Consider the following 26,171-nt stretch of genomic DNA (forward strand, 5'->3'; position numbering starts at 1 on the left):
GCCGGGCATGTTCCATCCGATACTACTGGGAGCCTCTGCGAATGGGCTCCAAGCCGTCACGTCGAGGATTACTTTGTCCTAACGATCGTCCGCCGTCGCGGACCGTGCAGGTACGCCCGGGGGCCCGTCCTGGGGGGCGGTTTAGGTAATTGCCGCCGCGCTCCGTTATGCTTATCTCTGCTGTTCACAACACCTGCCGGTGCAGGTGTTGGAATCTCGAAATTGCGCGAGTGGCGGAACGGCAGACGCGCTGGCTTCAGGTGCCAGTATCCGAAAGGGTGTGGGGGTTCAAATCCCCCCTCGCGCACAGATGAACGACTCGGAAGGGCTCCCGCTCAGCGGGGGCCCTTCGTCATATCCGGGCCCGTCAGCGGAAGTCGCGGGACTTCGTGGTCGCCTTCAGCTGCAGGACCTCGATGCGGTCCGCCACGACATTGACGATCCCCTCGGCGGACCGCTCCAGGATGCCCCTGACGATCACGCTGCCGGCCTCCCGGGCGACGCGGCGATAGCGCTGCCACACCCCCACGGAGCAGATGACGTTCACCAGTCCCGTCTCGTCCTCCAGGTTCATGAAGGTGATCCCGCTGGCCGTCGCCGGCCGTTGCCGGTGTGTCACGACTCCCGCCACCTCGATCCGCCGGCCGGACTCGGACGTCCTGAGCTCCTGCGCCGTCAGGGCGCCGCGGCGCTTCAGCCGGGCCCGGGCGTGGCGTACGGGGTGGTCGTCAGGGGTGATGCCCGTGGACCACAGGTCGGAGCCCACCTTGTCGATGTCCGAGAGTTCGGGCATCAGGGGAGGCTGGATGTAGACGGCCGTGCCCCTGATCTGGCCCTCGCGCTCGGTGGATGCCGGTCCGGCGTTCCAGAGTGCCTCGCGGCGGCTCAGGCCCATCGAGTCGAAGGCACCGGACGCCGCGAGGGCCTCGAGCTGGCCCGCGTTGGCACCCGTGCGGCGCGCGAGGTCCGGCATGTCCTCGTAGGCCCCGTTGCGATCCCGCTCGGCGACGATCCTCCCGGCGAGCTTCTCCCCGACGGTGTCGACGCCGGCCAGCCCGAGCCGCACCGCGTAGTTGCCGTCGCGGCGGTGGGCTGTCGAGTCGAACGGCGTGTCCCGGTCGAAGTAGCCGACCGGGGGCTGCTCGTCCTCCGTGCAGCAGTCCGTCCCGGTGGTGCGCCCGGACGGATCATCGGCGGGCTCGTAGCCCTCGAGCGGTTCGAGGTCGGCGTGCACCCCGGAGTGCAGGATGTCGGGCCGCAGGACCACGGCTCCGTGCCGCCGGGCGTCGGCGACGAGCGTCTGCGGTGAATAGAACCCCATCGGCTGCGCCCTCAGGAGGGCGGCGAGGAACGCCCCGGGGTAGTGCAGGCGCAGCCAGGCGCTCACGTAGACCAGCAGGGCGAAGCTGATCGAGTGGCTCTCCGCGAAGCCGAAGTTCGCGAAGGCGTGGATCTTGTTGTAGATGGTGTCCGCGACGTCGCCGGTGATCCCGTTGGCGGCCATGCCCTCGTACAGCGTGGCCCTGAGGGAGTCGATCCGCTCCTCCCCGCGCTTGGATCCCATGGCGCGGCGCAGGAGGTCGGCGTCCGCCCCGGAGCAGCCGCCCACCACCATCGCCATCTGCATGAGCTGTTCCTGGAAGAGCGGGACGCCGAGGGTCCGTTCGAGGACCGGTTCGAGGTCGGGATGGAGGTACCGGACCTCCTCCTCGCCCGTCTTCCGCTTGATGTAGGGATGGACGGCGCCACCCTGGATGGGGCCGGGCCGCACGAGGGCCACCTCGATGACGAGGTCGTAGAACTGTCGGGGTTGCAGCCGTGGGAGCATGCCCATCTGCGCGCGGCTCTCCACCTGGAAGACCCCCACCGAGTCAGCGAAGCACAGCATGTCGTACACGCCCTGCTCCTCCTTGGGGATCGTGTGCAGCTCCCACTTCTCCCCGAAATGCCGCTCCACGAGGTCGAAGTTGTACTGGATCGCCGCGAGGATGCCGAGACCCAGCAGATCGAACTTCACCAGCCCCATCCAGGCGCAGTCGTCCTTGTCCCACTGCAGGACCGTCCGCCCCTCCATCCTTCCATGCTCTATCGGGCATACTTCTCCCACGGGGCGATCGGTGAGCACCATGCCGCCGGAGTGGATCCCCATGTGGCGGGGGAACGTCAGGACCTCCTGCGCCAGGCCCACCACGGACGCCGGGATGTCGTGGTCGGTGCTGGAGACGAGCCCTCCCCACCGCTCGATCTGCCGCGACCAGGCGTCCTGCTGGCCGGGACTGTGGCCGAGGGCCTTCGCCATGTCCCGGACGGCGAACTTGGGACGATAGGTGATGACGTTGGCCACCTGGGCGGCGTTGAAGCGCCCGTACTTCCGGTAGACGTACTGGATGACCTCCTCACGGCGGTCCGCGTCGAAGTCGACGTCGATGTCGGGCTCCTCGTCGCGCATGCTCGAGAGGAAGCGCTCGAAGGGGAGCTGGTACCTGATGGAATCGACGGCGGTGATCTCCAGCAGGTAGCAGACCGCCGAGTTGGCGGCCGAGCCCCGTCCCTGGCACAGGATGCCGTTGCGGCGCGCATAGTGCACCAGGTCGTGGACGATCAGGAAGTAGCCCGGGAAGTTCTTGCTCTCGATGACGTCCAGCTCGCGTTCGATGCGGTCGCGGACGTCGGTCCGGCTCCCGTAGAGCCTGTCGGCCCCCTGCCATACGAGTTCGCGGAGATAGCTCATCTGGGTGTGGCCCTCGGGAAGGTCGATGGTCGGCAGCCCGGGCCTGACGCTGCGCAGGGTGAAGGAGAGGTCCGCGGCGATGTCCACCGTGCGCTCCACCGCCCCGGGGTAGTGCCGGAAACGCCGTGCCATCTCCGCACCGCTGCGCAGGTGGGCGGCGCCGGCCGCGGGAAGCCAGCCGTCCATCTGGTCCAGGCTCCGGCGGGCCCGGACCGCAGCCAGGGCCGAGGCGAGCCGGTGCTGCTCCGGTGTCGCGTAGTGCACGTTGTTGGTCGCCACGGTGGGCAGCCCCACGCGGGCCGCGACGGCGCTCAGGGCGTCGTTGTGCGCCGTGTCCAGGGGATTGCCCTGGTTGACGAGCTCGACGGCCACCGACTCCCGGCCGAACAGGTCGACGAGGTTCCGGAGCTCGGCCTCGGCCGCGGATTCACCCGCAGCGACGAGCGCCGAGCGGACCGCACCCTTCCGGCAGCCCGTGAGGATCATCCACTGGCCGGCGGCATGCCCTGCGAGGCGTTCGAGATCGTAGCGGGGCTTCCCCTTCTCGGCGTCCGCGTGGAGCTGGGCGTCGGTGATGGCCGTGGACAGGCGGTGGTAGCCGGCGGATCCGCGGGCGAGGACCAGCAGGTGCCGCCCTTCCGGGTCGGCCTCCCCGTTCTGCGGCCGGGACAGGCCGAGCGAGAGTTCCGTCCCGTACATGGTCGAGATCCCGGGGTGCTTCTCGGCGGCCTCCGCGAAGCGCACCGCGCCGTACAGCCCGTCATGGTCGGTGAGCGCCATACCGGTGAGTCCGAGCCGCTGGGCTTCCTCGGCGAGGTGCTCGGGGCTGGAGGCGCCGTCGAGGAAACTGAAGTTGGAGTGGACGTGCAGCTCCGCGTACGGCACCACGGGCCCCTCGGGGGCCGGGACCTCGGCGGGAGCCGTGTAGGGCCGGCGCTTGCGGGACCAGGCGGGGCTGTCGCCGCCGTCGGCCCCGACGGGCGGCGCGCCGGGCCGGGTGTCGGCGAGGTTCCGTTCGAAGTCCGACCACGGGATGGGGGGGTTGTTCCAGCCCATCAGTCGTAGCTCGCCTCGACCCACCACGCGTGGTCCTCGAGCAGCAGGAGCCAGGCCGATCCCGAGTGGTCCACCAGCTGGAAGCGGTTGAGGACGCGCCCCGCGGGGTCCCACCAGCGTTCGTCGATCGGCCACGGGCCCGCCCAGGAGTGCACGGGCCGCCGATCGTCGTGGGGCCCGGCGCTGAAGAAGGAGGGATCGGCGGTCAGGAGACCGCGGGGGTCCACGTCCACCGGGTTGCCCCGGGAATCGACGACGACGGCGGGCACGGGGTCGGCGAACACCGTGGCCGGTGCCGGACCGGGCAGGCGGCCCGGCCAGGGCTGCGTACGGTCCCTGGCCTTCGCCGTCGAGGACTGCTGCGGGCCGGCCGGTGCGTCTCCCCACGGGATGAAGACCCGGCGGTCCGCGAGGAGCCGGCCCCCGGCGATGATCCCGGTCAGCACGGCGCCGTGGCCCAGCATGCTCTGCACGCGGGCCAGTCCGTGGTGGATCCCCGCGTCCGGTCCCGTGCCCCACAGGCCGTCCGCGTGGTCGGCGAGGTCCTCCACGATCCCGGGCACGATGTGGACCCGCGTGATGCCGGAGGTCAGGCCGTGGTCCGAGGCGTTGGTGCCCTGGAGCTGCCAGCGCACGCGGTCCACGACGTCGTCGGCGTCGAACCAGCGCGGATGCCGCCACCGGCGCTCGGACACCTCGCCCGACTCCGTGTGCAGACGGACCTGCAGCGCCGTGCACACCAGTCCCGCCTCCCGGAGTCCGTCGACGAACTCGCCGGCCCGGGTGCGGAACGCGAAGGCCAGCTGGTCGATGCGGGCGAGGGGTGGCTCGAAATCCGCGGTGGCGTCCAGATGCGGCGGGGGTGTCCGGGCGACGACGTCCCGGTGGTCGAGTCCGCTCGCCTGGCGGTGCGCGAGGGCACCCTCGGCGCCGAAGCGGTTGCGGACGTCGGAGGCCCTGAGCGCCGCGAAATCCGCGAGGGAGCGGATGCCGAGGCGCTTGAGCAGCACGGTGAGCTTCGGCTGTTCGAGGACGTCCAGGGGGTAGCTGCCGAGGAACCAGGGCGATCCACCCTCGGGGATGACGACCAGCCGCTCGACGTCGTCGTCCAGTTCGTCGGTGGCCCGGGCGGCCTGTTCGGCGGCGAACGGGCCGTCCGCGATGCCGATCCGCAGGTCGGTGAGGCCGATGGCCGCGAGGGTCCGGAAGACCACGTCCGCGGCCCCGCGCTCGCCGCCGTAGTAGCGCGCGGGGCCCTTGATCCTGATGGCGCACAGCCCGGGGCGGATGACCTGCACGCCGGGCATGATCGTCTCCACAGCCGCGGTCACCGGTTCGAAGGTGCGCTCGTCCAGTGACGGGTCGTACGGGAGGGACACGAGTCCGGTGCTGCGGGCCTGGGCCTCCCGGACGCGCAATCCCCTCCTCACGCCGTCCTGCCGTGCTGCGGGGGAGCAGGCGAAGACCTCCCCCCGGTCCACGAGGACGAGTGCCGTGTCGGCGGGCAGCGCATGCTCGCGCAGGGCCGCCGTGATGGGCCAGTCGGGGCACCAGAGCATCATGGTCCGGGTGGCGGTCGCCGTCCCTGCCGGCGGTGTGGCCGTCACGAGGACTTCATCAGCCGTGGTTCGAACAGGGTGGACGCCCCGGCGAAGGAGGGTCCGGGAGGGGCGAGGGCGGTGGGCGCCTCCGGAGAAGTGTCCTGCAGGTCCGCCAGCCCCACGTAGGCGTGGCGGAGCCGCCCTGAGGGCTGGGTCGCGGTGATCTTCAGGCGCCGGGACCGCAGGTGGCCCGAGCCCGACCCGAGGCCCCCCCACGCGCTCTCCGCCACGCCGAGGGTGGAGTCGCTCTGCTTCCAGTTGCCGAGGGTGATGAGTGCCGCTCCGCGCTGCCGGAGGCGTGCCTTGAGCCGGGCCCATTCCGTGGGCGCCAGGTGGTCCGGGGCGCGGGTCAGGATGACGGAGACCACGTCCACGAGCGCCGCGGTGACCGTGAGCCACTGGGAGCCGGGATCGGGGACCAGGATGAGGCGGTCGAGGTTGATGCCGAAGCCCTCGGCCGCCTCCACGCTGAAGTCCGGCATGCCGATGACGCTGCACCACGCGCCGGTCGAGGAGGGGCCGGCGAGCAGGGCCATGGCCAGGGTGGTGGAGTTGCGGACGGTGTAGGAGCCCCCCGACTGGAGGCCTCCGCCCGGCAGGATGTGCGCGAGGGCCGGAACCGTGGGCAGACGGCGGGAATCGAGGGTGGTGGCCTGCATGCTGTTGATGCGGGCCTGGAGGTCGAGGGTGGTGTCCGGGATTCCCCGACCGCCGGTCGCCCCCGGCCGCGTTGTCCCGGCATCGGGGGAAGGCTCGTCCCTGTGGAGGGCGGAGCCGGCAGCTGGAGGCGTCACTCGTCAATATTCGAACAGGTGTTCGAATAAGTCAATCGTCGTGCCTCACTCCTGGGCCGGGGCCCAAGTGACGCATGGGACTCCGTCCCGTGCCGTGCTCAGGCGTCGGTCGCCTTGCGCGCGGCGTCGCGTTCCTTCACCCGCGCGGCCTCCGCACGGACGGCCGCCTGCGTGGCCCGCTCCGTGACCAGCCATGCGGGGGGGTCCTGCAGCAGGGCGGTGATCTGCTCGCTCGTCAGGGGATCCGTGAGGCCACCGCGGGCCAGTCCGCCGATGGAGATGCCGAGTTTCTGGGCGACGACGGGGCGCGGGTGCGGGCCGGTGCGGCGCAGTTCGGCGAGCCATTCCGGAGGGGTCTGCTGCAGTTCGTCGAACTCCGCACGCGTCAGCTCGGCCTCCTGGAAGTCCTGCGGGGCGGCGGGCAGGTAGATTCCCAGTTTCTTGGCCGCCGTGGCGGGCTTCAGGGTCTGGGGGGTTTTCGCGGGAGTCATGGTCCCAGCTTAACCGTCCGCCTCGCCGTCGTCGGCAGGGGCTACTGTGATCAGATGCCCGCAGACCAGCCCAGAACCCTGTCCGTCGGCTTCGTGCCGGGCGTGACGCCGGGGAAGTGGGTGGCCCGGTGGCGTGAACGGCACCCCGGGGTGGACCTCGCACTCCACCAGCACGACGACGCCCTCACGGCGCTGCTGGACGGAATCGACGACGTCGTCTTCGTCCGCCTGCCGGTGGAGCGCACCGGGATCCACCTGATCCCCCTCTACGACGAGCAGCCCGTCGCGGTCATGGCGCGCGATAACGAACTGTCCCTCTACGACGACGTACCGCTCGGGGAACTCGAGGGGGAGTCCCTGCTGGACATCGAGGAGTGCGGCGGCCCGAAGACTGCCGTGGAGGTCGCCGCGACCGGCGCCGGAGTCGTCGTCCTGCCGATGTCCCTCGCCCGCCTGTACGCACGCAAGGACGCCGTCCACCGCCCCGTCCCGGGGCTTCCCGTGACGACCATCGGGATCGCCTGGCGTGTGGAGGACGAGTCCGACGACGTCGAGGAGTTCATCGGCATCGTGCGCGGACGCACGGCCCAGAGTTCACGGCAGCCCTCGCAGCGTGAGGCCCCGAAGAGGACCGCGTCCCAAAAGGCCGCCGCGAAGAAGGCCGCAGCCGGCGGGAATCCCCGCGAGCAGAAGGGGGCGGGGAAGCCGCGGAAGCCCGCGCGTCCTGCCGGGTCCCGCGGTAAACGGCGCTGACCTCCCCCGCGGTGGGGGCCTGCCCGGTGCGTAGTTGCGGCGCGTGTGTGGCGCAGTGACCCGCCACAGGTGCGCACCGAAGGCGATCGCGGGTCCAATCCGCTCCCTGGCCCGCGACCTGCTACCCGGACACGGAAAGGCCCGCCCCGCGCGATGCGGGACGGGCCGGTGTTGCCGTGATGCGTCAGGTTGCCGAGGCGAGGGCGAAGACGGCGGTGGCGATGGCGAAGCCCATGACGCCGATCGTGGTCTCCATGACGGTCCACGTCTTCAGGGTGGTCTTGACGTCCATGTTGAAGAAGCGGCCCACGAGCCAGAAGCCGGAGTCGTTGACATGGCTCGCCACCACGGAACCGCCGGCGACGGCCACCACGAGGGCTGCCAACTGCAGGCCGTTGTAGTCGCCGGCGAGGATCGCGGGGGAGATGAGGCCAGCGGCGGTGGTCAGTGCCACGGTCGCCGAGCCCTGGGCGATGCGGAGGATCGCGGCGATCAGGAAGCCGGCGAAGATGATCGGGATGCCGAGATCGCCGAGGACGTCGGCGAGTGCGTCGCCGATGCCGCTGGCCCGGAGGACACCGCCGAACATGCCGCCGGCGCCGGTGATGAGGATGACGGAGCAGACCGGGCCGAGCGCCGATTCCAGCGTGCTCTCCAGCGCGGTCTTGTCGATCCCGCGGCGACGGCCGAGCACGTAGGACGCCACGAGGAGGGTGATCAGCAGGGCCACGGGGGTCTCGCCGAGCATGCGCAGGAGCTGGAACCATCCCTGTTCCGTCACGCTCTCGTCCACCGCACCCGAGCGGGCCAGCGTGTTCAGGCCCGTGTTGAGGAAGATCAGCGCCAGGGGCAGCAGCAGGATCCCGACGACGGTGCCGAATTTGGGCGGGTTCGCCTCGGCGTGCTCGTCGGCCGTGCCGAGCAGTTCGGGGACGGGCAGGACGTACTTCTTGCCGGCCCAGAGCCCGTACAGGTAGGAGGTCACGTACCACGTGGGGATCGCGGCGAGGAGGCCGATCATGATGACGAGGCCCACGTTCGCACCGAAGAACTCGGACGCGGCGACGGGTCCCGGGTGCGGCGGCACGAAGATGTGCATGACGGAGAAGGCACCCGCGGCGGGGAGCCCGTAGCGCAGCACGCCGCCGCCGAGGCGTCGGGCGACGGAGAAGACGATGGGCAGCATGACCACGAGGCCGGCGTCGAAGAAGATGGGGAAGCCGAAGATCAGCGAGGCGACGCCGAGCGCGAGGGGTGCCCGCTTCTCGCCGAAGGCCCGGATGAGGTAGTCGGCGAGCACCCTCGCGCCGCCGCTGGTCTCGACCAGGCGCCCCAGCATCGCGCCGAGGCCCACCAGCAGCGCCACGGCGCCGAGCGTGGTGCCGAAGCTGCTGACCATCACGGGGACGATCTGCGACGTGGGGATCCCGGTGGCGAAGGCGGTGGCGAGGCTGATGAGGATCAGGGCGACGAACGCGTGGATGCGGAGCTTGATGATCAGGAACAGCAGCGCGAGGATGGCCGCTGCGGCGATCAGGAGGAGCGGACCGGCGGTGAGGCTCTGGGTCCATCCTTCGATGGTCATGTTTTCTCCATTGAAAGTGGTGCGGATCGGGGGTGGGGGGGGGTCAGTTGCTGGGCAGGTCGAGCTGGTCGATGACGTGGGTCGTGACGTCGTCGGGCGTACCGGTGTTCTGGATGCGGATGCCCAGCTCATCGGGTTCCAGGGGTTCGAGGGTGCTGAGCTGCGAGGGCAGGAGCGACTCCGGCATGAAGTGGCCGCTGCGGGTCTTCATGCGCTCGAGGATGAGGTCGGTGTCGCCGAGCAGGTGCACGAACCGCACCCGACCCTCTGCCCCGGTGAGGAGATCCCGGTAGGAGCGCTTCAGGGCGGAGCAGGTGACGACGGTGCTGCGGCCCGCCTGCGCCTGGAGGGTCATCCAGGCGCGCATGGACTCCAGCCAGGGCCAGCGGTCCTCGTCGGTGAGCGCCGTGCCGGCGGTCATCTTCGCGATGTTCGCCGCGGGGTGGAAGTCGTCCGCCTCGGCGAACACCCAGCCGAGCCGTTCCGTGAGGCGGGTGGCGATGGTGGTCTTCCCGGACCCGGAGATACCCATGACGACCACATGGTGTGGCTGTGCATCCATGCTGACTCCCTTGTCGGTGCTGTGGAACGGTTCGCGATCGGAGTAAAGGTAACACCTTTCACGTCAAAGGTAGTACCTTTTCGGGTTTGCACGATCGCTCTATCGTTAGGGGATCGGCCGGGTGGCCGCCGGCGCATGGAGGAGGACGATGACGTCGCAGTCAGTACCGGCGGGATCACCGGGGGAGGCGGCCGCGGTGTTCCATACGCGGATCATCGACGCGCTGGGCCAGGACATCGCGGACGGCGTGCTGCCCGAGGGCACGCGCCTGACGATCGAGGGCCTGCAGCAGCAGTTCGGGGTCTCGCGCACCGTGGTGCGGGACTGCATGCGGGTGCTGGAGTCGATGAACCTGATCGTGCCCAAACGCCGGATAGGACTCGTGGTGCAGGGCCCCGAGCGGTGGAATGTCTACGATCCCCGGGTCATCAGGTGGCGGCTCCACGGCCCGGGGCGGGCGGACCAGTTCCGTTCCCTCACGCACCTGCGCCGCGCCGTCGAACCGGTCGCGGCGGCCCTTGCGGCCCGGCACGCCTCCGGCACGCAACGCCTGCGGATCGCGGCGCTCGGGGAGGACCTGCGGCGGCTGGGCGAAGCCGGATTGCTCGAGGAATTCCTGGAGGCGGACATCGAGTTCCACACGCTCGTCCTCGAGGCGAGCGGCAACGAGATGTTCCTGGCCCTGCGGGAGGTGATCGCCGAGGTGCTCTCGGGCCGGACCCGACAGGGCCTCATGCCGCACCATCCGAAGGAACACGCACTGTGGACCCACGAGCAGGTGGCATCCGCGATCCGAAGCGGCGACGCGGCCACCGCCGAGGCGTGCATGGGATCCCTGCTCGCCGAGGTCAGCGAGGCCATCGACTAGCAGGACGAGCAGAGGGCCCGCGGGTGCGGCAGTTCCACGCTTCCCGATCTATTCGAGGCAGTACCACTCGGAGGAAAAGGTTCTCGTGATCTGGCTGCACAGGCAACGCACGTGGGCACACAAGGGTCATACCCAGCCTTCCCGCTGGATCATGATGACGGGTTCGAGGAATCTGATCCTGACCGCGGTCCTGGTGTAGGAGATGGCGTGTGCCTGGACCCGGATGGCCTTCGAGGGGTAGCGGACCCATGCGTACACTTGGCGTGGCTCCGGGAAGTCGGTGGGCCGGTTGTTCTCGACGTCGAGCTCGGCCGCGGTGAGCATGATCAGCTCCTCGCGCATGACGAACTCCTCTTGTTCGTTCGTCCATCAGCCTGGCGTAATACTTGCCGTACCTTTTTGAGCCGCCCATAACCCCGTCATGCCCCGGTCGCTGCCTGCCAGCCGCCGGTTCAGAACCCGTCGACGGTGGTGACGCGGCGCAGCTGCCAATCCGTCGAGCGGGGGTCCGCGCTCATCTCGAACTCCAGCACCGGGGACGCCGGCCCGGTCTGTGCCTGAAACCGCCAGAACCGGGTGCCGGCACTACTGCCGGGCATGGGTAGGGGGGTCGGCGCGGACACGAATCCTGGCCGATTGTTCGGGGTGGACCAGGAGGTGGGGGTGCCGATGACCTGCCAGAGGCCGCCCCGCCAGCGCAGCGCCAGCGGGAGCCCTGAGGGCAGGAACCGGACGGCCGCGGCCTCATCGAGCACCAGATCAGCACCCAGCCCACCATCGGTTCCACTGTTGGCCCCACCATCGGCCCCACTGCCCGTCCTGCTGCCTGTCCTGCCGTTCTGTGTGGGGGTGTGCTGGTGGGTGGTGTTCCGTCGGTGGGTGGTCGTGGTCGCCATGGGTGTTTCTCCTGGTCCTTCCTGCCGTCCCTCGGACAGGTTCCTTAAAATAGAACACAGGTTCTATTATTTGGGAAGCTGAACCTGACAGCCGGGCCCGGTTGGCGCCCATTCAAACTGCAGTTCTCGAACCAGTCCTTCAGGCGATGATTAATAATGTTGGTGCAGCTCGTGTGCTTCACCTCCTACGTGATGCAGCCCTGAATCTTGGTGCGAGTAGACGCCCATCTCGACTGCCAAAACAAGGAGAACCAATTCGGGAGCTAGAAGTCGAAGCGTTGCGCAGGCGGCTGCAGCGAGACGATCTCATTCCGGGCTTGACCGTTCACCAGGCGAAGGGACAAGAGTGGCCCCGGGTAGGTGTTTTTTTGTCCGCAAAGGACGAGCAAACGCTGGCGGGGGGGCTTCATAAGTTGGAACCCGAGCACTGTGTGCTCTATGTGGCGTTGACGCGGGCGAAGGAGTCATGTGTCGCGCTTGGCGATTCAAGCGAACTGCAAATGGGTGAAGACAACGAGCAACGAGCAGGAGGCTGATCTCAGTCGGGCCGCCCAGTTGTCGATCCAGTCAAAGGATCCCTTGACTGGACGGCTGCGGGCGGCAGCGAGGCGCACGGCCTACGGTGGGGTGGCCAAGCCCGTTCCGCTCGTCCCACCTCAACGAAGACGTTTTGTACCCGCCTTACGTTTATTTCTGGGCCTGCATGCCTGATGCACAGCTACGGGGTGTTCAACGGAGGGTAGTTTCACTCGGTCAATGTGCCGCCCCGAGGAACGCGAGGAGTCTTGCCGGGTTCGTTACGGCACGGTCGTGTTCAATCGGCTCTGCGGCTCACGGTAGACGGTGGTCCGGGAGATGCCGAAGAGTTCTGTAATTTCGGCGTGGGTGTATTCGCCTTCGTCGTGGAGCCCGAGGAGGTGCTTTCGACGGGATGCGGACAGTGTCGGTTGTTTTTCCGCGTAGCCGGCCTTCGGCTTTCGCGACTGCCATGCCTTCCCGGGTTCTCATCCGGATGAGGTCGGCTTTGAACTCAGCGACCATGCCGAGGACGTTCAAGAGCAATCGGCCGACGGGGTCGGTGGGATCGTAAACGCCGGCACCGAGGCTCAGGGCGACCGGTCGCCGGAGATGATGCGGCCATCACCGGATGCATCAATATGCTCGACGCATGCCGTCCGCTGTGATGCCAAGTCGAGGTCTTCCGGGGGGGGGGGGAGACCGGACAGTGCGCACTTCCGATGGTCGAGGTAAGTCGGTGACCACCAGGGTCGAGGTGGCGATGCTCGACGAGGTCACTGCTCGGTGCGGGACGCGCGTTACCCGCGGTCGCCGCCGGTCGCGGAGCCGAAGGCGTGCAGATCGAGCTCGACGCTCAGAAGGTCGGAGGCGACTCGCCCGCGCACGCTGGTCCCCTGCTCGTCGAGAGGTGGGCTTATGACCGCGGCACCGAGTCGCCCGGGGGCGGAGAGCACGATCGCTCCGGAGACGCTGGACTTCGCGGGGATGCCGATTCCACGCATCCAACGGCCTGAGCCGTCATACACACCGCAGGTCGCCATGACCGAGACGACGTCGCGAGCCACGCCCGGCGGGACGACGCGCTTCTCCGTCACCGGGTTGACTCCGCCGCAGGCGAGGGTCGCCCCCATCACCGCGAGTGCCTTCACGTCGACCAGGACGGCGCAGGCGCGCGCGTAGACGGCGACGGCATCGTCGGCACTGACGTGCAGGGTTCCCTCCGCCCGCATGAGGTGTGCGAGGGCGTGGTTGCGGTCGCCGAGGAGGTGCTCGTTGCGGGCGACGTCTTCATCCACTTCGAGCCGACGCCCGGCGAAGGCGGAGAGGCCTCGGAGGATCCGCTCGTTACGCTCGTCGACATCGCTGCCGTCGATGAGCGATGCCGTGAGCAGCGCTCCGGCGTTGACCATCGGGTTGGGTGGGCGGCCGGAACCGCTCTCGAGCTTGATCGCGTCGAAGGCTTCGCCGGTCGGTTCGATTCCGATGAGGTCCAGGGCGTCGCCGTCGGTGTCCAGCAGGGCCAGGGCGAACAGGAACGGTTTGACCGCCGACTGCACACTGAACGGCGACTCCGCCTGCGTAGTGCCGCGCACCGTCCCGTCGGGCAGGGCCAGGGCCAGCGTGCATTGGTCGGCGTCCGCGGCGGCGAGTTCGGGGATGCTGTCGTCCACCGATCCGCCGTTCTCTTGCATGACCCGCGTCCGCAGATCCTCGAGGTCATAGGTTCCTGCGTCCGGTGTCATCCGTCTACGGTGACACAGATCGTGCTCAATGAAGGCAGTAACGGGTGCAATCGACTGCGTGCAGCAAAGTGTGCCACTGAGTCTGTTGTGATGGTTTGTGTGTCTGCAGAGCAGTCTGTTGTGCTGGACTTAAAGAGCGACGGCTCAAGAGGCAGGGCGGAGGGAACCATCATGAGCGAGAAACCAGTGCGACGAGGTCGGCTGTTGGCTGCTGCGCTGGTGAGCGGCGTGATTGCCGGATGGTGGCTCAACTATGCGGTGTTCAGTCCCTTGATCGTCGGTCCACTGTTCTTCATCGCGCTGTCTCTTACCTGCTTCTTCCTGGCGATCGGCGCCCACTATTTCCACCGTTGGTGGGCGATGGAGCGTCCCCACCGTGAAGATCGATGAGCGATAAGCCGACACGACTGCTCTGAAGCGCCTTCACCTCATTCCTGGGTGTCGATTTGCGCCGGTCTACCTGATTGATGAGATGCGTCGTTGCGGGCTGCGCGTGTCACGACGTCGTCGAGTTCGTCGAGGGTGAGCAGGTCGCGTCGCAGGTGCCGCGTGCGGTAGCCGGCCCGGCCCACCATGTGCGCCGACACGGGGCTGGTGAGGAGCTGGAAGATCCAGCACAGCACCAGCACGGGCACGAGCACCCAGCTCTCGAACTCGACGGCGAGGGCCAGGAGGAGGAGCAGCAGTCCGAGGACCTGCGGCTTGGTCGCGGCGTGCATGCGGGAGAGCAGGTCAGGGAAGCGCACGAGGCCGATCCCCGCCGCCAGGGACATGAGCGCCCCGCCGAGCAGGAGGACCGACACGATCACGTCGTTGATCATGGGGTCACTTCCTGTCGGTGACGAAGCGGGCGACGGTGACGGAGCCGATGAAACCGATGAGCGAGATCGTCACGAGCAGCACGAGGTTGTCGAGGTGGCGGCCCACCACCATGTTCAGTACCAGACCCGCGCCGACGACCGCCAGGACGACGTCGAGCGCCAGGACGCGGTCGAGGATCGACGGCCCGCGGACGGCCCGGTACAGGGCCAGGAGGGCCGCAACAGAGAGTATCCCTCCGACTAGATAGATTACGGCGTTCATCGGTCTGCCTCCTCGGCGCGAAGGGAGGCGAGATCCGCCTTGGTACCCATAATTCGGATGAGCCAGCCCTCCGTGGCGCGGACGTCCCGGCGGATGGCCTCGGCGTCCTCGGGCGCATTCACGTGGAGGCAGTGGAGGTAGAGGGTCGAGGTGGAGCGGTCAACCTCCAGGACGAGGGATCCGGGGATCAGGGAGATCGCGTGGCCCGTGGCGGTGACGAGGAAGTCCGAGCTGCTGCGGAGCTCCACGGCCACCACGGCACTCCTGAGCTGCGGCCCCTTCGTGAGGGCGAGCCAGAACACCTCGGCACTGGCGGTGATGAGTTTGAAGAAGAACCGCCCGAGGAAGGGAATCAGCCAAAGGACATTGAAGCGCCCGGTCAGCTGGACGGGCGGCAGGTAGAAGAAGTTCACGACGGCGTACGCGAGTATGGCCCCGAACACCAGGTTGCCGGGGCTGAAGTCCTGCCACAGCGCTCCCCAGACGAGGACGAGCCAGATGACGAGCGGCAGTTCCGTGACGAGGGGGATGCGCTGGCGGCTCATCCGTCGGCCCCCGGCCCGAGGACGGCCTCGATGTAGGGGGTCCGGTCGAGCATCTCCTGGGCCGCATTGTCGCTGAGGGTGAACAGCGGCCCGGCGAGGACGGTGAGGGACAGTCCCAACACCACGAGGCCGATCGTGGGGCCTGTCATGGTGCGCGGCAGCAGGGTCACCGGGCCCCTCCCTGCGAATCTCCCGGCGTCTTCGCCCGTGACGTGGCGGGAGGTGCCGATTCTGGAGCCGTCGGCCTTGCTCGCGAGCAGGATGGGGTCCGGGTCCTCCGCGTCGTCCGGGGTACGCCAGAACGCCCGGTTCCAGACCCGGGCCATGACCAGGAGGGTCAGCAGGCTGGTGGCCACCCCACCCGCAACGAGGAGGTAGGCCAGCGGTGTCCCGAGGTCCACGCCGGCCTGGATCAGCCCGAGCTTGCCGAGGAAGCCGGAGAACGGGGGGATGCCGGCGAGGTTCATGGCGGGCAGGAAGAACAGGATGCCGAGCAGCGGTGAGAGCTTCGCCAGTCCCCCGAGCCGGTCCATGTTCGCCGTCCCGCCCCGGCGCTCGATCAGTCCGGTGACGAGGAAGAGGCTCGTCTGCACGGTGATGTGGTGGGCCACGTAGTAGACGGCGGCGCCGAGTCCGATCCGTGTGGAGATGGCCAGCCCGAAGACCATGTAGCCGATATGGCTCACGAGGGTGAAGGACAGCAGCCTTTTGATGTCGTCCTGCGCCAGAGCGCCGAGGATGCCCACGATCATGGTGAGCAGCGCGACGACCATGAGCAGGGTGTTGATGCGGTCGCCGGGGAAGAGGAGTGTCTCGACGCGGACCATGGCGTAGACGCCCACCTTGGTCAGCAGGCCGGCGAACACGGCGGTGACGGGTGCAGGAGCGGTGGGATAGGAGTCCGGGAGCCAGAAGGAGAGCGGGAAGACCGCCGCCTTGATGCCGAAGGCGACGAGCAGCATGAGGTGGAGCACCAGCTGGGTCGCCGGGTCCACCGTCTCCAGCTTCACCGCGAGATCCGCCATGTTGACCGTCCCGGTCGCCCCGTAGATCATCGCGATCGCGATCAGGAACAGCATGGAGGACACCACGCTGACCACGACGTAGGTCACCCCGGCCCGGATGCGCGGCGCGGTGCCGCCCAGGGTCATGAGGACGTAGCTCGCGGTCAGCAGGATCTCGAAGCCGACGTACAGGTTGAACAGATCCCCTGTGAGGAAGGCGTTGGACACCCCGGCTACGAGGATGAGGTAGGTGGGGTGGAAGATCGAGACCGGTCCGTCCTCGTCGCCGTCCGCTATCCCTTGGCCCGCGGCGTAGATGAGCACCGCGAGGCTGATGGCGGAGGACACGACGAGCATCAGGGCCGAGAACTGGTCGACCACGAGCACGATGCCGAAGGGTGCTGCCCAGCCGCCGAGGTGGACGGCGTGGGTCCCCGTGGAGGGGGCGGCGAGGAGTATGACGACCTCGATGAGCAGGGTGATGCTGAGGGTGGTGATGCTGACGGCGCGCTGCGCCCGGGAGTGGCGGATGAGCAGGAAGGTGACGGCCGCGCCGAGGAACGGCAGGACGACGGCGAGGGGGGCCAGGTCGGCGGCGATCATCGTTGTCCTTTGTGGTTCAGTTTGTTGATGCGCTGCACTCCGGGTCGTTCCTCTGCCTCATCGACGCTGCCCTGAGATAGGTCAGCGGGGTCGGGTATTTCGTGAACGAATTCTGTGGTCTCGACGGGGACGTCGGCGTCGTCCTCCCAGTCGTAGCTGCTCTGGTCCGCGACGCGGCGATCCTCGGGGTCGTCCTGGACGACGTCCGCGCGGCCGAGGACCCATGAACGGTAGATGATGCCGAGCATGAACGCGGTGACCGCAAACGTGATGACGATCGCCGTCAGGATCAGGGCCTGCGGCAGGCTGTCCGTGTACTCCTCCGCAGGGGTTCCCGAGACGTAGAGCGGCGATGTGCCGCCGCCGCCGCTCATGGCGAGCATCAGGATGTTCGCCCCGTTGCCGAGGAGGATCAGACCGAGCAGCACGCGGGTCAGGCTGCGTTCGAGGAGCAGGTAGATCCCGGCGGCGAAGAACGCCGCCATGATGACGATGAGGGTGATGTTGATGGTCATTACCGGGCCACCGTTTCGCCGTCGTCCGTGCGCTGCTGGTGTTGGGTGAGCAGGTCATCGTCTTCGGGGTCTGATTCGCTGCGTTCATCGATTTTCGAGCCGAGGCTGCGCAGGACGTCCAGGACGAGTCCGACGACGATGATGTAGACCCCGATGTCGAAGATGGTGGACGTCACGAACTTCACGTCGCCGAAGACCGGCAGCCAGAATTCGAGGATGTAGCTCTCGAGGACCGCCCCGCCGAAGAGCAGGGGTGTTACCGCGGTGAGGGAGACGATCGCGAGCCCGATGCCCAGCAGGGCGCCGGCGCTGACCGGGCTGGCTTCGGCCAGTTCCAGCCGTCCGCCGGCGAGATAGCGGATGGCGAGGGCGAGCCCTGCGGTGAGTCCTCCGGCGAAGCCTCCGCCGGGCAGGTTGTGGCCGGCGACCAGCAGGTACAGGGACAGCATGATGATGGTGTGGAAGAGCAGCCGGGTGATGACCTCGAAGATGATGGACCGGCGCTCCGGCGCCAGGGTTTGCCCGGCAACAAGCCACGGGTCCCTGGATGAACCAGCGAACTGGGCTGCGAGTTCACGGGCTGCGTTGCCGCGACCCCGGGCGTCCAGGGGTTCCTGGCCCCGGTCCACCGAGCCGTCCTCTACGTCAGCGGCCCGGTGTCGCTTGTCCCCGCGGCCGCGGACGAAGATCAGGCTCGCGACGCCGGTTGCGGCGATGGCGAGGACGGTGACCTCCCCGAAGGTGTCCCAGGCGCGGATGTCCACGAGGAGGACATTGACGGCGTTGGCTCCGCCGCCGCCGTCGTAGGCCATCTCCGGGTAGGCGAGGGAGATGGGAGCCGCGTTGCGCGAGGCCATGGCGGACATCGCGATCACGGCCATGGTGCCGCCGAACGCGATCCCCAGGCCCGCCCTGAACCAGCGGTTAACACTGGCTGCGCGGTCTCCCAATCGGGGCGGCAGGGAGCGCAGGGCGAGGACGAAGGCGACCAGCACGATCGTTTCCACCATGACCTGGGTGAGCGCGAGGTCCGGGGCGCCGTGCAAGGCGAAGATCAACGCCATGCCGTACCCGGTGATGCCCACCATCAGGACAGCCGTGAACCGTTTCTGCGCGCGCAACGCCGCGACGATCCCGACCAGGATCACCACGCCGACGATTACCTGGGCGGCTGATTCCGCAATCATGAAACTGGACGGCGTCGGGGCGTCGAAAAGGATCAACGCTGCCAGCGGGGTTGCTACCGCCATGGTCAGGATGACGAACAGGTAGAAGGACAGGGAGCCGCGCTGCGTTTTGCCTGTCACCCATACGGCGACGTCGTCGAGCACGCCGATGCTGTTCCTGTAGGTGCGTTCGGCATCGAATACTGGATACAACGTGTCCTGCCACCGTTCGATCCGCAGCCGCGCGTAGAACATCATGGCCCCGCAGACGAGGGTGATGACCGACAACATCAGGGCCAGATTCACACCGTGCCAGAGGGCCAGATACGGGGGTGATTCGGGGGCCTCGAACAGCGACACATACGGTTGCACGGCCGCGTCCAAAGGGGCCGGCCAGATACCGAAGACGACGGTGCAGGCGGTGAGGACGCAGGGCGCGATCAGGAAGGACTTACGGATCCGCTTGATCGGGGTCGGGCTTTCGCCCGGCTTTGTGGCGAAGCCCCCCCATACGAATCGTGCACTGTAGGCGAAGGTCAGGATGGACCCGAGCACGATCCCGCCGAGCAGGAGGGTGCCGGCGACACCGTCCTCGGCCCGGTGCACGAACGCCTCGTACACAGATTCCTTCGCGACGAACCCGAACAAGGGTGGCACCCCAGCCATGGAAGCACCCGCAACAATTGCGGTGAGTGCCAGGACCGGGGCGCCTCGACCGACCCCCGACAGTTTCCTGATGTCTCGGGTGCCCGTCTGGTGGTCGATAATTCCGACCACCAGGAACAACGTGGCCTTGAAGAACCCATGAGCCAGCAACAAACCGAGACCGGCAAGCGCACCATCGGCTCCGCCCAGTCCTACGACCATGGTCAGGAATCCGAGCTGGCTGACCGTGCCGTACGCGAGCACGAGTTTGAGGTCGAACTGGCGCAGCGCCCGCCACCCGCCCACCAGCATCGTCGTCATACCCAGGACGAGGATCACCGGATGCCAGAACGCGGTCTCGCTGAACCCGGGCGCGAACCGTGCCACGAGGAAGACGCCGGCCTTCACCATCGCGGCAGCGTGCAGATACGCGCTGACCGGCGTCGGGGCGGCCATGGCACCGGGCAACCAGAAGTGGAACGGCACAAGCGCGGACTTCGTGATGGCGCCCACCAGCACCAGGGCGATCGCGACATCAATCAGGGTTCCTTGGGCGACCAGCGCATCTGCGCCTGCAAGGATCTCGGAGATGCGGTACGTTCCCGCTGCCTCACCGATCATGACCAGGCCCACGAGCATCGCCAGACCGCCGAAGGTCGTGACGATCAGGGCCTGCAGGGCCGACCGGCGGGCCGACAACCGGTGCCGGGAGTAACCAATCAGCAGGTAGGACAGGATGGTGGTCAGTTCCCAAAAGATGAACATCAGCAGGAGATCGTCCGCCAGGACCAGCCCGAACATCGCGGCCGCGAAGGCGAGCAACTGGGCTCCGAAGGCGCCGACGTCAGGGTCATCACTTTTGAAGTAGCGCGCGCAATAGAAGAGCACGAGCGCGCCCACGCCGAGGATCAGGATGCACAGCGCGGCCGCAAGACCGTCGATCCGGAAAGCCAACTCAAGCTGCAGACTCGGGATCCACGGGATCGTGACTGACGGTGGGGCATTCGGCTGGCCGGGCAAGGCCCGCTGGTCGGCAGTGAGGACAGCGGGCAGTGAAAACATCAACCACACAAAGCCCGCAGCGGGGAAAGCAGCAAGAACGAAGAACGCCGACCGGCCGAACCGTGCGAACAGCAATGGCGCGATGAGAGCACCCGCAAACAGACCTATCAGGATGATCAGCACCAGACCATGGCCTTCCGATGGTGGACGGTCAAGGCCTTCCAGCTTACCGGTGCACCACGAGCCACCCGGCATCCGAGGACGACCCGGTCTTCACCGGGAGCGGCCCTGTAGAATTCTCGCCCTCGCGCTCCGCCGGGCCAGGACCGAACCACCAAACCGGATGCTTCAGCCAGAGGTCCTCGTACGATCGGTCGCGGACGACAATGAAAAATGAAGCGCAGTGGAAGCTTTGAGAACATAAGACCATGTATGTCGCTTCTTCCGGCCCCGAGAACACCTCACCCGTGCTGCTTCTTCACGGCGGAGGAGTGGCTGGATGGATGTGGGAATCGCTGCAGCAACAACTTGAAAGTGCACATCTGACGCTTGTGCCTGACCTCCCCGGGCATGGTCACAGCGCCGCTGAACCTTACGTCTCCCATTCCCAAACGGTGCGCGAGCTCACCCAGATCCTTACTGACATGGTTCCCAACCAACCCGTGACCGTCATAGGTTTCTCCCTCGGAGCGCAGCTGGCAATTCAGCTCGCATCCGAACACCCCGAGCTCGTTCGCCAGGTGGTAATCATCAGTGCTCAGGCGAAGACAATGCCCTTCACGAAGTTCACTCTCAAACTTCTTGGTATTACCGCACCACTAGCCCGCCATCGTTGGTTCGCCAAGCTGCAATCCCGGGAGTTGTTTATCTCGCCTCGCCAGATGGAGAATTACATTAGAACGAGCAGCAGTATCACCAGAGAATCTTTGGTTACTGCGGTGGGTGAGAATATGAGGTTTAGACTTCCCGAAGAATGGCACACATTCCCAGGCCGCGCTTTGGTGATGGTGGGAGGACGCGAAGGTCGCCTGATGCGCGACTCTGCAAGGGCAGTGCACGCAGCTTTACCACGCAGCGAACTTGAGGTCGTGGAGGGGCTCGCCCATGGCATCCCCTTGCAGCGGCCGGAATGGTTCAACCAGCGCATTACCGCGTGGCTTAGGGAGCGCATCATCTGAGCCACCGTTTGCTAGGACGTATTTCAGGGGGATGCCCTTGGCAAAAGCGGTCGTCTGAAGCGATGCCGATCGTGGCTCGCTCAATCCATCGGCTACCGGATGAAGCGTGGGTGGTCAGAGCAGGTTGCGGGGGCCGCGGAGTTCGCCCCATCCGAACTGGCTCTCGGCGATGAAGTCCTGCAGGTCGCTCTGCACAAAGCGGACAAGTGCATCTGCACCGTCATCCAGAGGAAGACTGCCCGAGCCGCCCTCTTCACCCAGTATTTGCCATCGGAGCCAGGCGTCATTCGTCTCGATGTTGGTGTCGTCGGGAAGCTCGACGCCGTCGGCGACCCTCTCCAATCGGAACGTGAATGACCGTAGCTCTCTGAGGCTGAGCATTGACTCGAACATGGGCTCGAGGAGCCGCTTCACGTCTCGCACGTGCATTGATCCGATCATGTCTCCACGATAGAGATGCTCGGGGCGCCACCCACGTCAAGCGATCGAAAGCGGATAGCCCAGCGCCCGCTATTTCCAGTCCGGTCAAAGGATCCTTTGACTAAGACGACGGGAGATGCAGATTACTGGATGGTGGGCGAGGCTTAGGTGACAGAGTTTGTGAGTGCACGTTTCTCGCCGACCTCGCATGGCAGCCGGATGTGTTGGGCCGTGTGGTGCGTTCCGTGGGCCAGCATCGACCCGTCTGAGGCGTTTAGATGTGCCTATTCGTTTCAAGCACGCGGCTTGCGAATCGGTGCTGCTCCCCGTGAGCAGTGGTGTGCCGGAAGGTTCCAGCTGATGATGGGTGCATGACATGGTCGGCACGGTTGGGAATCGCGGTTCTCACGGCGACTTTTCTCGCTGCGTGCGCCACCCCGGGCAATCCGGGTAGCGAGCCGGTGGAGGCACCGAGCGGAGGGCCCATCGTTGGGCCGACGGCTACTCCGGACGCCGATTCTTACACTGGCCGTGGTGGATTCGTCCCTCCCGCGGCGCCGGGTTCCGTCATGGGTCAGGGCACCGTCCTTCAAGCAGGGGAGGCGTTACCCCGTTTTTGCCTTGGCGGGGTGCAGGAGTCGTATCCGCCGCAATGCACCGGGCCCGAGCTTCTTGGGTGGGACTGGGACCAGGTGCAGCAGTCGGAGAGGGCATCGGGTGTCACCTGGGGCACGTTTGCGGTCACGGGAACCTGGAACGGCATACGCTTCACGCCCACGACGGCGCCGATTCCCCTGTCACTTTATGACGCCATGCCCTTCGAGGACCCGCTGGCTGGCCGGCAGGGTTCCAGTGCCCCTCAGGAGCTTGCCCGGATCCTGCAGGACATCTTTTTCGGCTTCGGCGATTACCCGGTGAGCGGGGGCGTGGAGAGCAGTTCCGCCCGGTCACCGGATAACACGCATGCGGCAGGACACCTACTAGTGAATGACATGGGGCGGACCGGAGAGCGACGCGCTCAGGCGTCGGGGACGTCGGGGTCACGAGGATTTCGAGGTCACGGGGAGTGGTGGGCTCGCGCCGGGCTGAGGACAGCGCTATCGCTCAGGATCCCGTCCGCAGCCAGCTTCACCGCCGCGTCACCGACCTCGTGACCCAGAACAACTAGTCGGTGCGGATGAGGCACCAGGCGCGTTCGAAGGCTCGTGCCTGGAGGTCGGATTCGCGGATCCAGATCTCGAGGTTACCCGCATCGCCGAACCATCCCGCGAGGGCGGTCCACGACTCGAGATCCAGGATCAGCCGGTACTCGTCGCCTGGTTCCAACGGCAGGACGCCGGGAAGGATGTCTTCAACGGCGGCGATCCGGCCGTGATGGCTGTGGCCATAGGCGTGGCTGAACGGTATCGGCACCTCCGGTGAGGAACCGGTGCGTTGGGCGAGCCACCCGTTCTGCAGGCTGAGCTCCAGGGACTCGACGAGATCGAACCGGTCCTGGGGCCCGGAGGCCGCATCGGCGGCCGAGGGCAGTGTGAAGCCCGGCAGCGGCAGGCACAGCTGGCATACCTCGGTGGGGGTGTCCAGGTCCTGGGGCGGGTCGATGAGCACCGAATGGTCGGGGGTCTTCACCCAGCGGACCAGCCAGCTACGCGCCGCACCCTCAGCGGGGTCGTAGCCGAAGGACTCGAGATCATGGAAGACCTCAAGGACGCCTTCAGTGGGCAGTCCTTCGCGTAGCTGTCCCTCGGGCCACCCCGCCTTGCCCACAGCATCGGTGGTGGCATCCAGGACGCCTAGGTGGATCGAAGCCACATGGGCCAACGCCTTGCCGTCGGCGCGGCGGGGCCATTGCTCCAAGGGGGCGACGGCGGGTCCGCCCAGCCAGCACATCCACCCGCCTGCAGGCCACAGCTCGCGGAGCTCGGCTTCACTCGGCGCCCCGGGCTCGAAGGACTGCTCACTGAACACCGGGGAAAACACGGCGTCCTCGAGCACTTCCCCGGCGCCGGTAGCGCGCAGCCACTTCTCCACCTGGCCATACGGTCCATGGACCGGGACATCTAGATTCTTCTTGGTCGTGCGGGTCATCGCTTTTGTCGTTGTCCTTCGCTGGAAATGCGGAGCGGGTGCATACGCCCCCGCTCCGCATTAGATCACTGTTGGATCAGATATTCACGCCGCAATGACGCAGGAGGTTCACACCGATCTGGTGCTGGGTGCTGAAGGACTGCTGATGGACCCACTGGCGCATCGTCTGGTTGCTGGCGGCATTAGCCCCCAGCGATCTGACGCCCTTGCGGGACATCCAGCTATTGATGCACTTCTGGTGGACCTGTGTCGGGATTTGTACCAAATTGTTCTTGTGGTGAATGGCCTCAGCCTTCCAAACACCTCTCTTGGTCCCAGTGAGGGTGGACTGCTCGACGATGTGATGCCACTGATACCCTGATCTGCTCCCCGCAGCCGCCTTGAAACGAGCGAAGGTCGCGTACCCGCCCTTCGTCGTATAGGCGACGCCGGCCCGAATCGTGGTCGCGGCGAAAGCTCTGATGGCGTGGGGCGCAACTGCCCTTGCTGCTGCACCTAGAGCGATGGCAATTAGCGGTAGGGGGTCGGACACGACGGGGAACGCGGCATCCGTGGTATCCACAACTTGGACCAACTCGCTACCGCGCACCTCGAAGTGCGTTGGTAGTTCGTTCCCTTCCGAATCCACCGACCAGGGTTCCTGGAAGGCGACGGCGATGGCTTTGCCCTCGAGGGCGGCGTCGCCGGCCGCGCCGATCACCTCGAGCGGCGCTTGATTCTCCTGATAATCGACCGCATCTACTTCCGATACTTCCGGGAGCACTACGGATAAATCAACAGGCTCGGCCGCCGGGGCGGAGTCGAGATCTTGAAGGACCACGACGGTACCGTCGGTTAGTTGCGTGAGTTCCATGCCCGCGGGCAGTTGGACACCATAGCCGTACTCGTGGAGCGACTTATCTGAGAACGATTCCTCCGCCACGGTCAGAATTCGCGCGGGTCCGTCTTCGACGCTTTGAACTTCCGTATGAAGACCGTTGCTTTCGTCCGCGTAGACCAGCGTTCCGTCGTCAGAAATCTGTGGTTCTATTCCGGTGCCTACCGGAAGATCTAGTACCAGTCCGGTTGCCGATCCGAGGTCCATCGAGACGGTTCCGGATTCGACGGCGACGCTGCCGTCCGACGAAAGGTGGCCCGCCTCGGTCACCTGGAAGTCATCGAGGGCGAGGACTTGATTCGCTGCCGCCGAAGCTTCCGAGGTCTGCGCGGTGATTAATGTTTCTGCTTCTGCCTCCGCAGCGCTAGCCGGTGCGATGCCCGTGCTGGCAAGAACTAGCGCCCCCAGCGCCAGGCCCGAGACGGACCTGCAACACTTCTCGTACTTATTCACATGTTCCCCCGGAGCCAATCATTGAAAGTGAGACCCGTTAACGGCCAGCGCTCCCAATCGAGGGGATGCGTTGAAGGAATCCAATCAGAATGAGCAATCCCTGACAAGAACTTCAGTGGACCCGGCCGGTCAAACCACCATGGTCACACTCAGCTCATTGAAACAGCCACGGCTAACGTGATCATCTGTCGCTGCGCTCCGAAATAGACCGACGCCTGTGGTAGCAGATTCTAGGCAGCACGAGGTCTCACAATGCAATTCCCCTCCGGGGTACGAGGTCGACGTTCGCGCTGTTGGTCGCCGGCCAACTCCACCTAGAACGGCTACGCCGAAACACTCCATTGGCCGCCAACCTGAGTCTCGGTCTGGCTTGGGCCACCAAGCACTATATTGAGTCGCAAGAATGCGACGGCCCGAGGAAGAGTGCATGAACCCCAACACCCGTCGCCTGACAAGCTCAACCGGCATCCTCGTTCAGGCGGTGCAGGATCTCGAGGACTTCACCGACGATCCGGACAAGTACCTGGTCGATTTGTATGCGGACGAGCACCGCGCGGTGAAAGTATGGATGAGCGCTGGAGCATCGGACCACTTCACCTACAACGACGGTGCCATCACGCTTGCCTGGGACGGCATTCCGTTGCTGGGCGTCCCGGACTGGCACGACATCTGCACACTGTGGACCTACCTGGTCAACGTCGTGGAGGGCTACCTCGCCACGGGCCGGGGCGCATCCTTCTTCCCTGGCCAGCCCACACCCATCGTTCTCGAGCGGATCCACGGCGGCGCCCTGGTCACCATCGGTGACACCAGAGCGCGAGTCGATCCCTCAACCTTCTGCCGGGAGCTCCTCGATGAAGCAGGCCGATTCTGGCAATGGGTGGAACGCCATGACATCCCCCTCTACGGTGAGCCGGAGTTGGCGCGAATCGACCAGATGCAGGCACGCGTTCCCTGACACGCACCCTCCTAAGCAAGTGTCCGCACGCCGATC

The 26,171-nt window shown here is 66.6% G+C and carries 24 protein-coding genes, 1 tRNA gene and 1 pseudogene; 7 read left to right on the top strand and 19 right to left on the bottom strand.

Annotated elements, in window-relative coordinates:
• Window positions 1-224 precede the first annotated feature (224 nt).
• Window positions 225-307, top strand: a tRNA-Leu gene (locus MWM45_RS00125).
• A 60-nt stretch (window positions 308-367) separates the two neighbouring features.
• Here MWM45_RS00125 and MWM45_RS00130 read toward each other — a convergent pair.
• The 4 genes from MWM45_RS00130 to MWM45_RS00145 form a co-directional block, all read right to left on the bottom strand.
• Window positions 368-3,787 (bottom strand): error-prone DNA polymerase, encoded by a 3,420-nt coding sequence (locus tag MWM45_RS00130; RefSeq protein WP_247827595.1) that lies wholly within the window; start codon window positions 3,785-3,787, stop codon window positions 368-370.
• On the bottom strand, window positions 3,787-5,394 hold the full coding sequence (locus MWM45_RS00135) for a DNA polymerase Y family protein (protein WP_247827596.1): 1,608 nt from the start codon (window positions 5,392-5,394) through the stop codon (window positions 3,787-3,789). The genes MWM45_RS00130 and MWM45_RS00135 overlap by 1 nt, the downstream gene beginning before the upstream one ends.
• Complete coding sequence (locus MWM45_RS00140; RefSeq protein WP_247827597.1) at window positions 5,391-6,182, bottom strand: hypothetical protein; 792 nt, start codon at window positions 6,180-6,182, stop codon at window positions 5,391-5,393. The genes MWM45_RS00135 and MWM45_RS00140 overlap by 4 nt, the downstream gene beginning before the upstream one ends.
• A 98-nt stretch (window positions 6,183-6,280) precedes the next feature.
• Window positions 6,281-6,673, bottom strand: coding sequence for a DUF5997 family protein (locus tag MWM45_RS00145; RefSeq protein ID WP_247827598.1), 393 nt, complete (start codon window positions 6,671-6,673; stop codon window positions 6,281-6,283).
• Between the two features lie 54 nt (window positions 6,674-6,727).
• On the opposite strand from MWM45_RS00145, the gene MWM45_RS00150 reads away from it, so the two are divergent.
• Complete coding sequence (locus MWM45_RS00150; RefSeq protein WP_247827599.1) at window positions 6,728-7,426, top strand: LysR family transcriptional regulator substrate-binding protein; 699 nt, start codon at window positions 6,728-6,730, stop codon at window positions 7,424-7,426.
• Window positions 7,427-7,610: 184 nt separating this feature from the next.
• Here MWM45_RS00150 and MWM45_RS00155 read toward each other — a convergent pair whose 3' ends face one another.
• Together MWM45_RS00155 and MWM45_RS00160 are read right to left on the bottom strand one after the other, a co-directional pair.
• A complete protein-coding gene (locus tag MWM45_RS00155) occupies window positions 7,611-9,011 on the bottom strand; it encodes a GntP family permease (protein WP_247827600.1) in 1,401 nt (466 codons plus the stop codon).
• A gap of 43 nt (window positions 9,012-9,054) precedes the next feature.
• Window positions 9,055-9,573, bottom strand: a complete 519-nt coding sequence (locus MWM45_RS00160) for a gluconokinase (protein ID WP_247827601.1) — start codon at window positions 9,571-9,573, stop codon at window positions 9,055-9,057.
• Between the two features lie 148 nt (window positions 9,574-9,721).
• Here MWM45_RS00160 and MWM45_RS00165 point away from each other — a divergent pair, with 148 nt between their 5' ends.
• Window positions 9,722-10,441 carry a FadR/GntR family transcriptional regulator gene (locus tag MWM45_RS00165; protein ID WP_247827602.1) on the top strand — a complete coding sequence of 240 codons (720 nt, stop codon included), beginning with the start codon at window positions 9,722-9,724 and terminating at the stop codon, window positions 10,439-10,441.
• 126 nt (window positions 10,442-10,567) lie between these two features.
• Here MWM45_RS00165 and MWM45_RS00170 read toward each other — a convergent pair whose 3' ends face one another.
• Both MWM45_RS00170 and MWM45_RS00175 read right to left on the bottom strand, forming a co-directional pair.
• Window positions 10,568-10,783 (bottom strand): hypothetical protein, encoded by a 216-nt coding sequence (locus tag MWM45_RS00170; protein WP_247827603.1) that lies wholly within the window; start codon window positions 10,781-10,783, stop codon window positions 10,568-10,570.
• Window positions 10,784-10,893: 110 nt separating this feature from the next.
• Window positions 10,894-11,337: a hypothetical protein gene (locus MWM45_RS00175; RefSeq protein ID WP_247827604.1), complete on the bottom strand. Its 444-nt coding sequence runs from the start codon at window positions 11,335-11,337 to the stop codon at window positions 10,894-10,896.
• A 146-nt stretch (window positions 11,338-11,483) separates the two neighbouring features.
• On the opposite strand from MWM45_RS00175, the gene MWM45_RS17715 reads away from it, so the two are divergent.
• On the top strand, window positions 11,484-11,873 hold the full coding sequence (locus tag MWM45_RS17715; RefSeq protein ID WP_418909710.1) for a 3'-5' exonuclease: 390 nt from the start codon (window positions 11,484-11,486) through the stop codon (window positions 11,871-11,873).
• Window positions 11,874-12,134: 261 nt separating this feature from the next.
• Here the strand turns inward: MWM45_RS17715 and MWM45_RS00180 are convergent.
• Window positions 12,135-12,462: pseudogene (locus MWM45_RS00180) on the bottom strand (recombinase family protein); the annotation flags it as partial.
• 191 nt (window positions 12,463-12,653) lie between these two features.
• A complete protein-coding gene (gene glsA / locus MWM45_RS00185) occupies window positions 12,654-13,598 on the bottom strand; it encodes a glutaminase A (RefSeq protein WP_247827605.1) in 945 nt (314 codons plus the stop codon).
• A 171-nt stretch (window positions 13,599-13,769) separates the two neighbouring features.
• Between glsA and MWM45_RS00190 the strand changes: the two genes are divergently transcribed.
• Window positions 13,770-13,988 carry a hypothetical protein gene (locus MWM45_RS00190; protein WP_247827606.1) on the top strand — a complete coding sequence of 73 codons (219 nt, stop codon included), beginning with the start codon at window positions 13,770-13,772 and terminating at the stop codon, window positions 13,986-13,988.
• A gap of 38 nt (window positions 13,989-14,026) precedes the next feature.
• Here the strand turns inward: MWM45_RS00190 and mnhG are convergent, their stop codons facing one another.
• From mnhG to MWM45_RS00220, 6 genes are read right to left on the bottom strand one after another with little or no spacing between them, the layout of a single operon-like run.
• Window positions 14,027-14,419 carry a monovalent cation/H(+) antiporter subunit G gene (mnhG, locus tag MWM45_RS00195; RefSeq protein ID WP_247827607.1) on the bottom strand — a complete coding sequence of 131 codons (393 nt, stop codon included), beginning with the start codon at window positions 14,417-14,419 and terminating at the stop codon, window positions 14,027-14,029.
• Window positions 14,420-14,423: 4 nt separating this feature from the next.
• The gene (locus MWM45_RS00200) at window positions 14,424-14,681 is read right to left on the bottom strand and encodes an MrpF/PhaF family protein (RefSeq protein ID WP_247827608.1); all 258 of its coding nucleotides are present in this window, start codon (window positions 14,679-14,681) and stop codon (window positions 14,424-14,426) included.
• Window positions 14,678-15,226: a Na+/H+ antiporter subunit E gene (locus MWM45_RS00205; protein ID WP_247827609.1), complete on the bottom strand. Its 549-nt coding sequence runs from the start codon at window positions 15,224-15,226 to the stop codon at window positions 14,678-14,680. Before MWM45_RS00205 ends, MWM45_RS00200 begins: the two co-directional genes overlap by 4 nt.
• Entirely contained in the window at window positions 15,223-16,833 is a 1,611-nt protein-coding gene (locus MWM45_RS00210) for a Na+/H+ antiporter subunit D (RefSeq protein ID WP_247827610.1), read from the bottom strand. The genes MWM45_RS00205 and MWM45_RS00210 overlap by 4 nt, the downstream gene beginning before the upstream one ends.
• Window positions 16,830-17,348 (bottom strand): Na(+)/H(+) antiporter subunit C, encoded by a 519-nt coding sequence (locus MWM45_RS00215; RefSeq protein ID WP_247827611.1) that lies wholly within the window; start codon window positions 17,346-17,348, stop codon window positions 16,830-16,832. Before MWM45_RS00215 ends, MWM45_RS00210 begins: the two co-directional genes overlap by 4 nt.
• A complete protein-coding gene (locus tag MWM45_RS00220; RefSeq protein WP_247827612.1) occupies window positions 17,348-20,344 on the bottom strand; it encodes a Na+/H+ antiporter subunit A in 2,997 nt (998 codons plus the stop codon). The genes MWM45_RS00215 and MWM45_RS00220 overlap by 1 nt, the downstream gene beginning before the upstream one ends.
• 245 nt (window positions 20,345-20,589) lie before the next feature.
• Between MWM45_RS00220 and MWM45_RS00225 the strand changes: the two genes are divergently transcribed.
• Complete coding sequence (locus MWM45_RS00225) at window positions 20,590-21,339, top strand: alpha/beta fold hydrolase (protein ID WP_247827613.1); 750 nt, start codon at window positions 20,590-20,592, stop codon at window positions 21,337-21,339.
• A 114-nt stretch (window positions 21,340-21,453) separates the two neighbouring features.
• Here MWM45_RS00225 and MWM45_RS00230 read toward each other — a convergent pair whose 3' ends face one another.
• From MWM45_RS00230 to MWM45_RS00240, 3 genes are all read right to left on the bottom strand, one after another.
• Entirely contained in the window at window positions 21,454-21,780 is a 327-nt protein-coding gene (locus MWM45_RS00230; RefSeq protein ID WP_247827614.1) for a hypothetical protein, read from the bottom strand.
• A gap of 1,143 nt (window positions 21,781-22,923) precedes the next feature.
• A complete protein-coding gene (locus tag MWM45_RS00235) occupies window positions 22,924-23,847 on the bottom strand; it encodes a DUF1963 domain-containing protein (protein WP_247827615.1) in 924 nt (307 codons plus the stop codon).
• Window positions 23,848-23,923: 76 nt separating this feature from the next.
• On the bottom strand, window positions 23,924-25,177 hold the full coding sequence (locus MWM45_RS00240) for a hypothetical protein (protein ID WP_247827616.1): 1,254 nt from the start codon (window positions 25,175-25,177) through the stop codon (window positions 23,924-23,926).
• A 427-nt stretch (window positions 25,178-25,604) separates the two neighbouring features.
• Between MWM45_RS00240 and MWM45_RS00245 the strand changes: the two genes are divergently transcribed.
• Window positions 25,605-26,135, top strand: coding sequence for a hypothetical protein (locus tag MWM45_RS00245; protein WP_247827617.1), 531 nt, complete (start codon window positions 25,605-25,607; stop codon window positions 26,133-26,135).
• Window positions 26,136-26,171: the final 36 nt, after the last annotated feature.

The organism is Arthrobacter antioxidans (genome assembly GCF_023100725.1).
GTDB lineage: Bacteria > Actinomycetota > Actinomycetes > Actinomycetales > Micrococcaceae > Arthrobacter_D > Arthrobacter_D antioxidans.

Coding starts and splice junctions, on each gene's coding strand:
- MWM45_RS00150 (WP_247827599.1), top strand. CDS start 6,728: ATGCCCGCAGACCAGCCCAGAACCCTGTCCGTCGGCTTCGTGCCGGGC.
- MWM45_RS00215 (WP_247827611.1), bottom strand. CDS start 17,348: ATGACCATCAACATCACCCTCATCGTCATCATGGCGGCGTTCTTCGCC.
- MWM45_RS17715 (WP_418909710.1), top strand. CDS start 11,484: ATGATTAATAATGTTGGTGCAGCTCGTGTGCTTCACCTCCTACGTGAT.
- MWM45_RS00205 (WP_247827609.1), bottom strand. CDS start 15,226: ATGAGCCGCCAGCGCATCCCCCTCGTCACGGAACTGCCGCTCGTCATC.
- MWM45_RS00175 (WP_247827604.1), bottom strand. CDS start 11,337: ATGGCGACCACGACCACCCACCGACGGAACACCACCCACCAGCACACC.
- MWM45_RS00190 (WP_247827606.1), top strand. CDS start 13,770: ATGAGCGAGAAACCAGTGCGACGAGGTCGGCTGTTGGCTGCTGCGCTG.
- MWM45_RS00245 (WP_247827617.1), top strand. CDS start 25,605: ATGAACCCCAACACCCGTCGCCTGACAAGCTCAACCGGCATCCTCGTT.
- MWM45_RS00230 (WP_247827614.1), bottom strand. CDS start 21,780: ATGATCGGATCAATGCACGTGCGAGACGTGAAGCGGCTCCTCGAGCCC.
- MWM45_RS00130 (WP_247827595.1), bottom strand. CDS start 3,787: ATGGGCTGGAACAACCCCCCCATCCCGTGGTCGGACTTCGAACGGAAC.
- MWM45_RS00165 (WP_247827602.1), top strand. CDS start 9,722: ATGACGTCGCAGTCAGTACCGGCGGGATCACCGGGGGAGGCGGCCGCG.
- MWM45_RS00225 (WP_247827613.1), top strand. CDS start 20,590: ATGTATGTCGCTTCTTCCGGCCCCGAGAACACCTCACCCGTGCTGCTT.
- MWM45_RS00210 (WP_247827610.1), bottom strand. CDS start 16,833: ATGATCGCCGCCGACCTGGCCCCCCTCGCCGTCGTCCTGCCGTTCCTC.
- glsA (WP_247827605.1), bottom strand. CDS start 13,598: ATGACACCGGACGCAGGAACCTATGACCTCGAGGATCTGCGGACGCGG.
- MWM45_RS00170 (WP_247827603.1), bottom strand. CDS start 10,783: ATGCGCGAGGAGCTGATCATGCTCACCGCGGCCGAGCTCGACGTCGAG.
- MWM45_RS00145 (WP_247827598.1), bottom strand. CDS start 6,673: ATGACTCCCGCGAAAACCCCCCAGACCCTGAAGCCCGCCACGGCGGCC.
- MWM45_RS00155 (WP_247827600.1), bottom strand. CDS start 9,011: ATGACCATCGAAGGATGGACCCAGAGCCTCACCGCCGGTCCGCTCCTC.
- MWM45_RS00160 (WP_247827601.1), bottom strand. CDS start 9,573: ATGGATGCACAGCCACACCATGTGGTCGTCATGGGTATCTCCGGGTCC.
- MWM45_RS00200 (WP_247827608.1), bottom strand. CDS start 14,681: ATGAACGCCGTAATCTATCTAGTCGGAGGGATACTCTCTGTTGCGGCC.
- mnhG (WP_247827607.1), bottom strand. CDS start 14,419: ATGATCAACGACGTGATCGTGTCGGTCCTCCTGCTCGGCGGGGCGCTC.
- MWM45_RS00235 (WP_247827615.1), bottom strand. CDS start 23,847: ATGACCCGCACGACCAAGAAGAATCTAGATGTCCCGGTCCATGGACCG.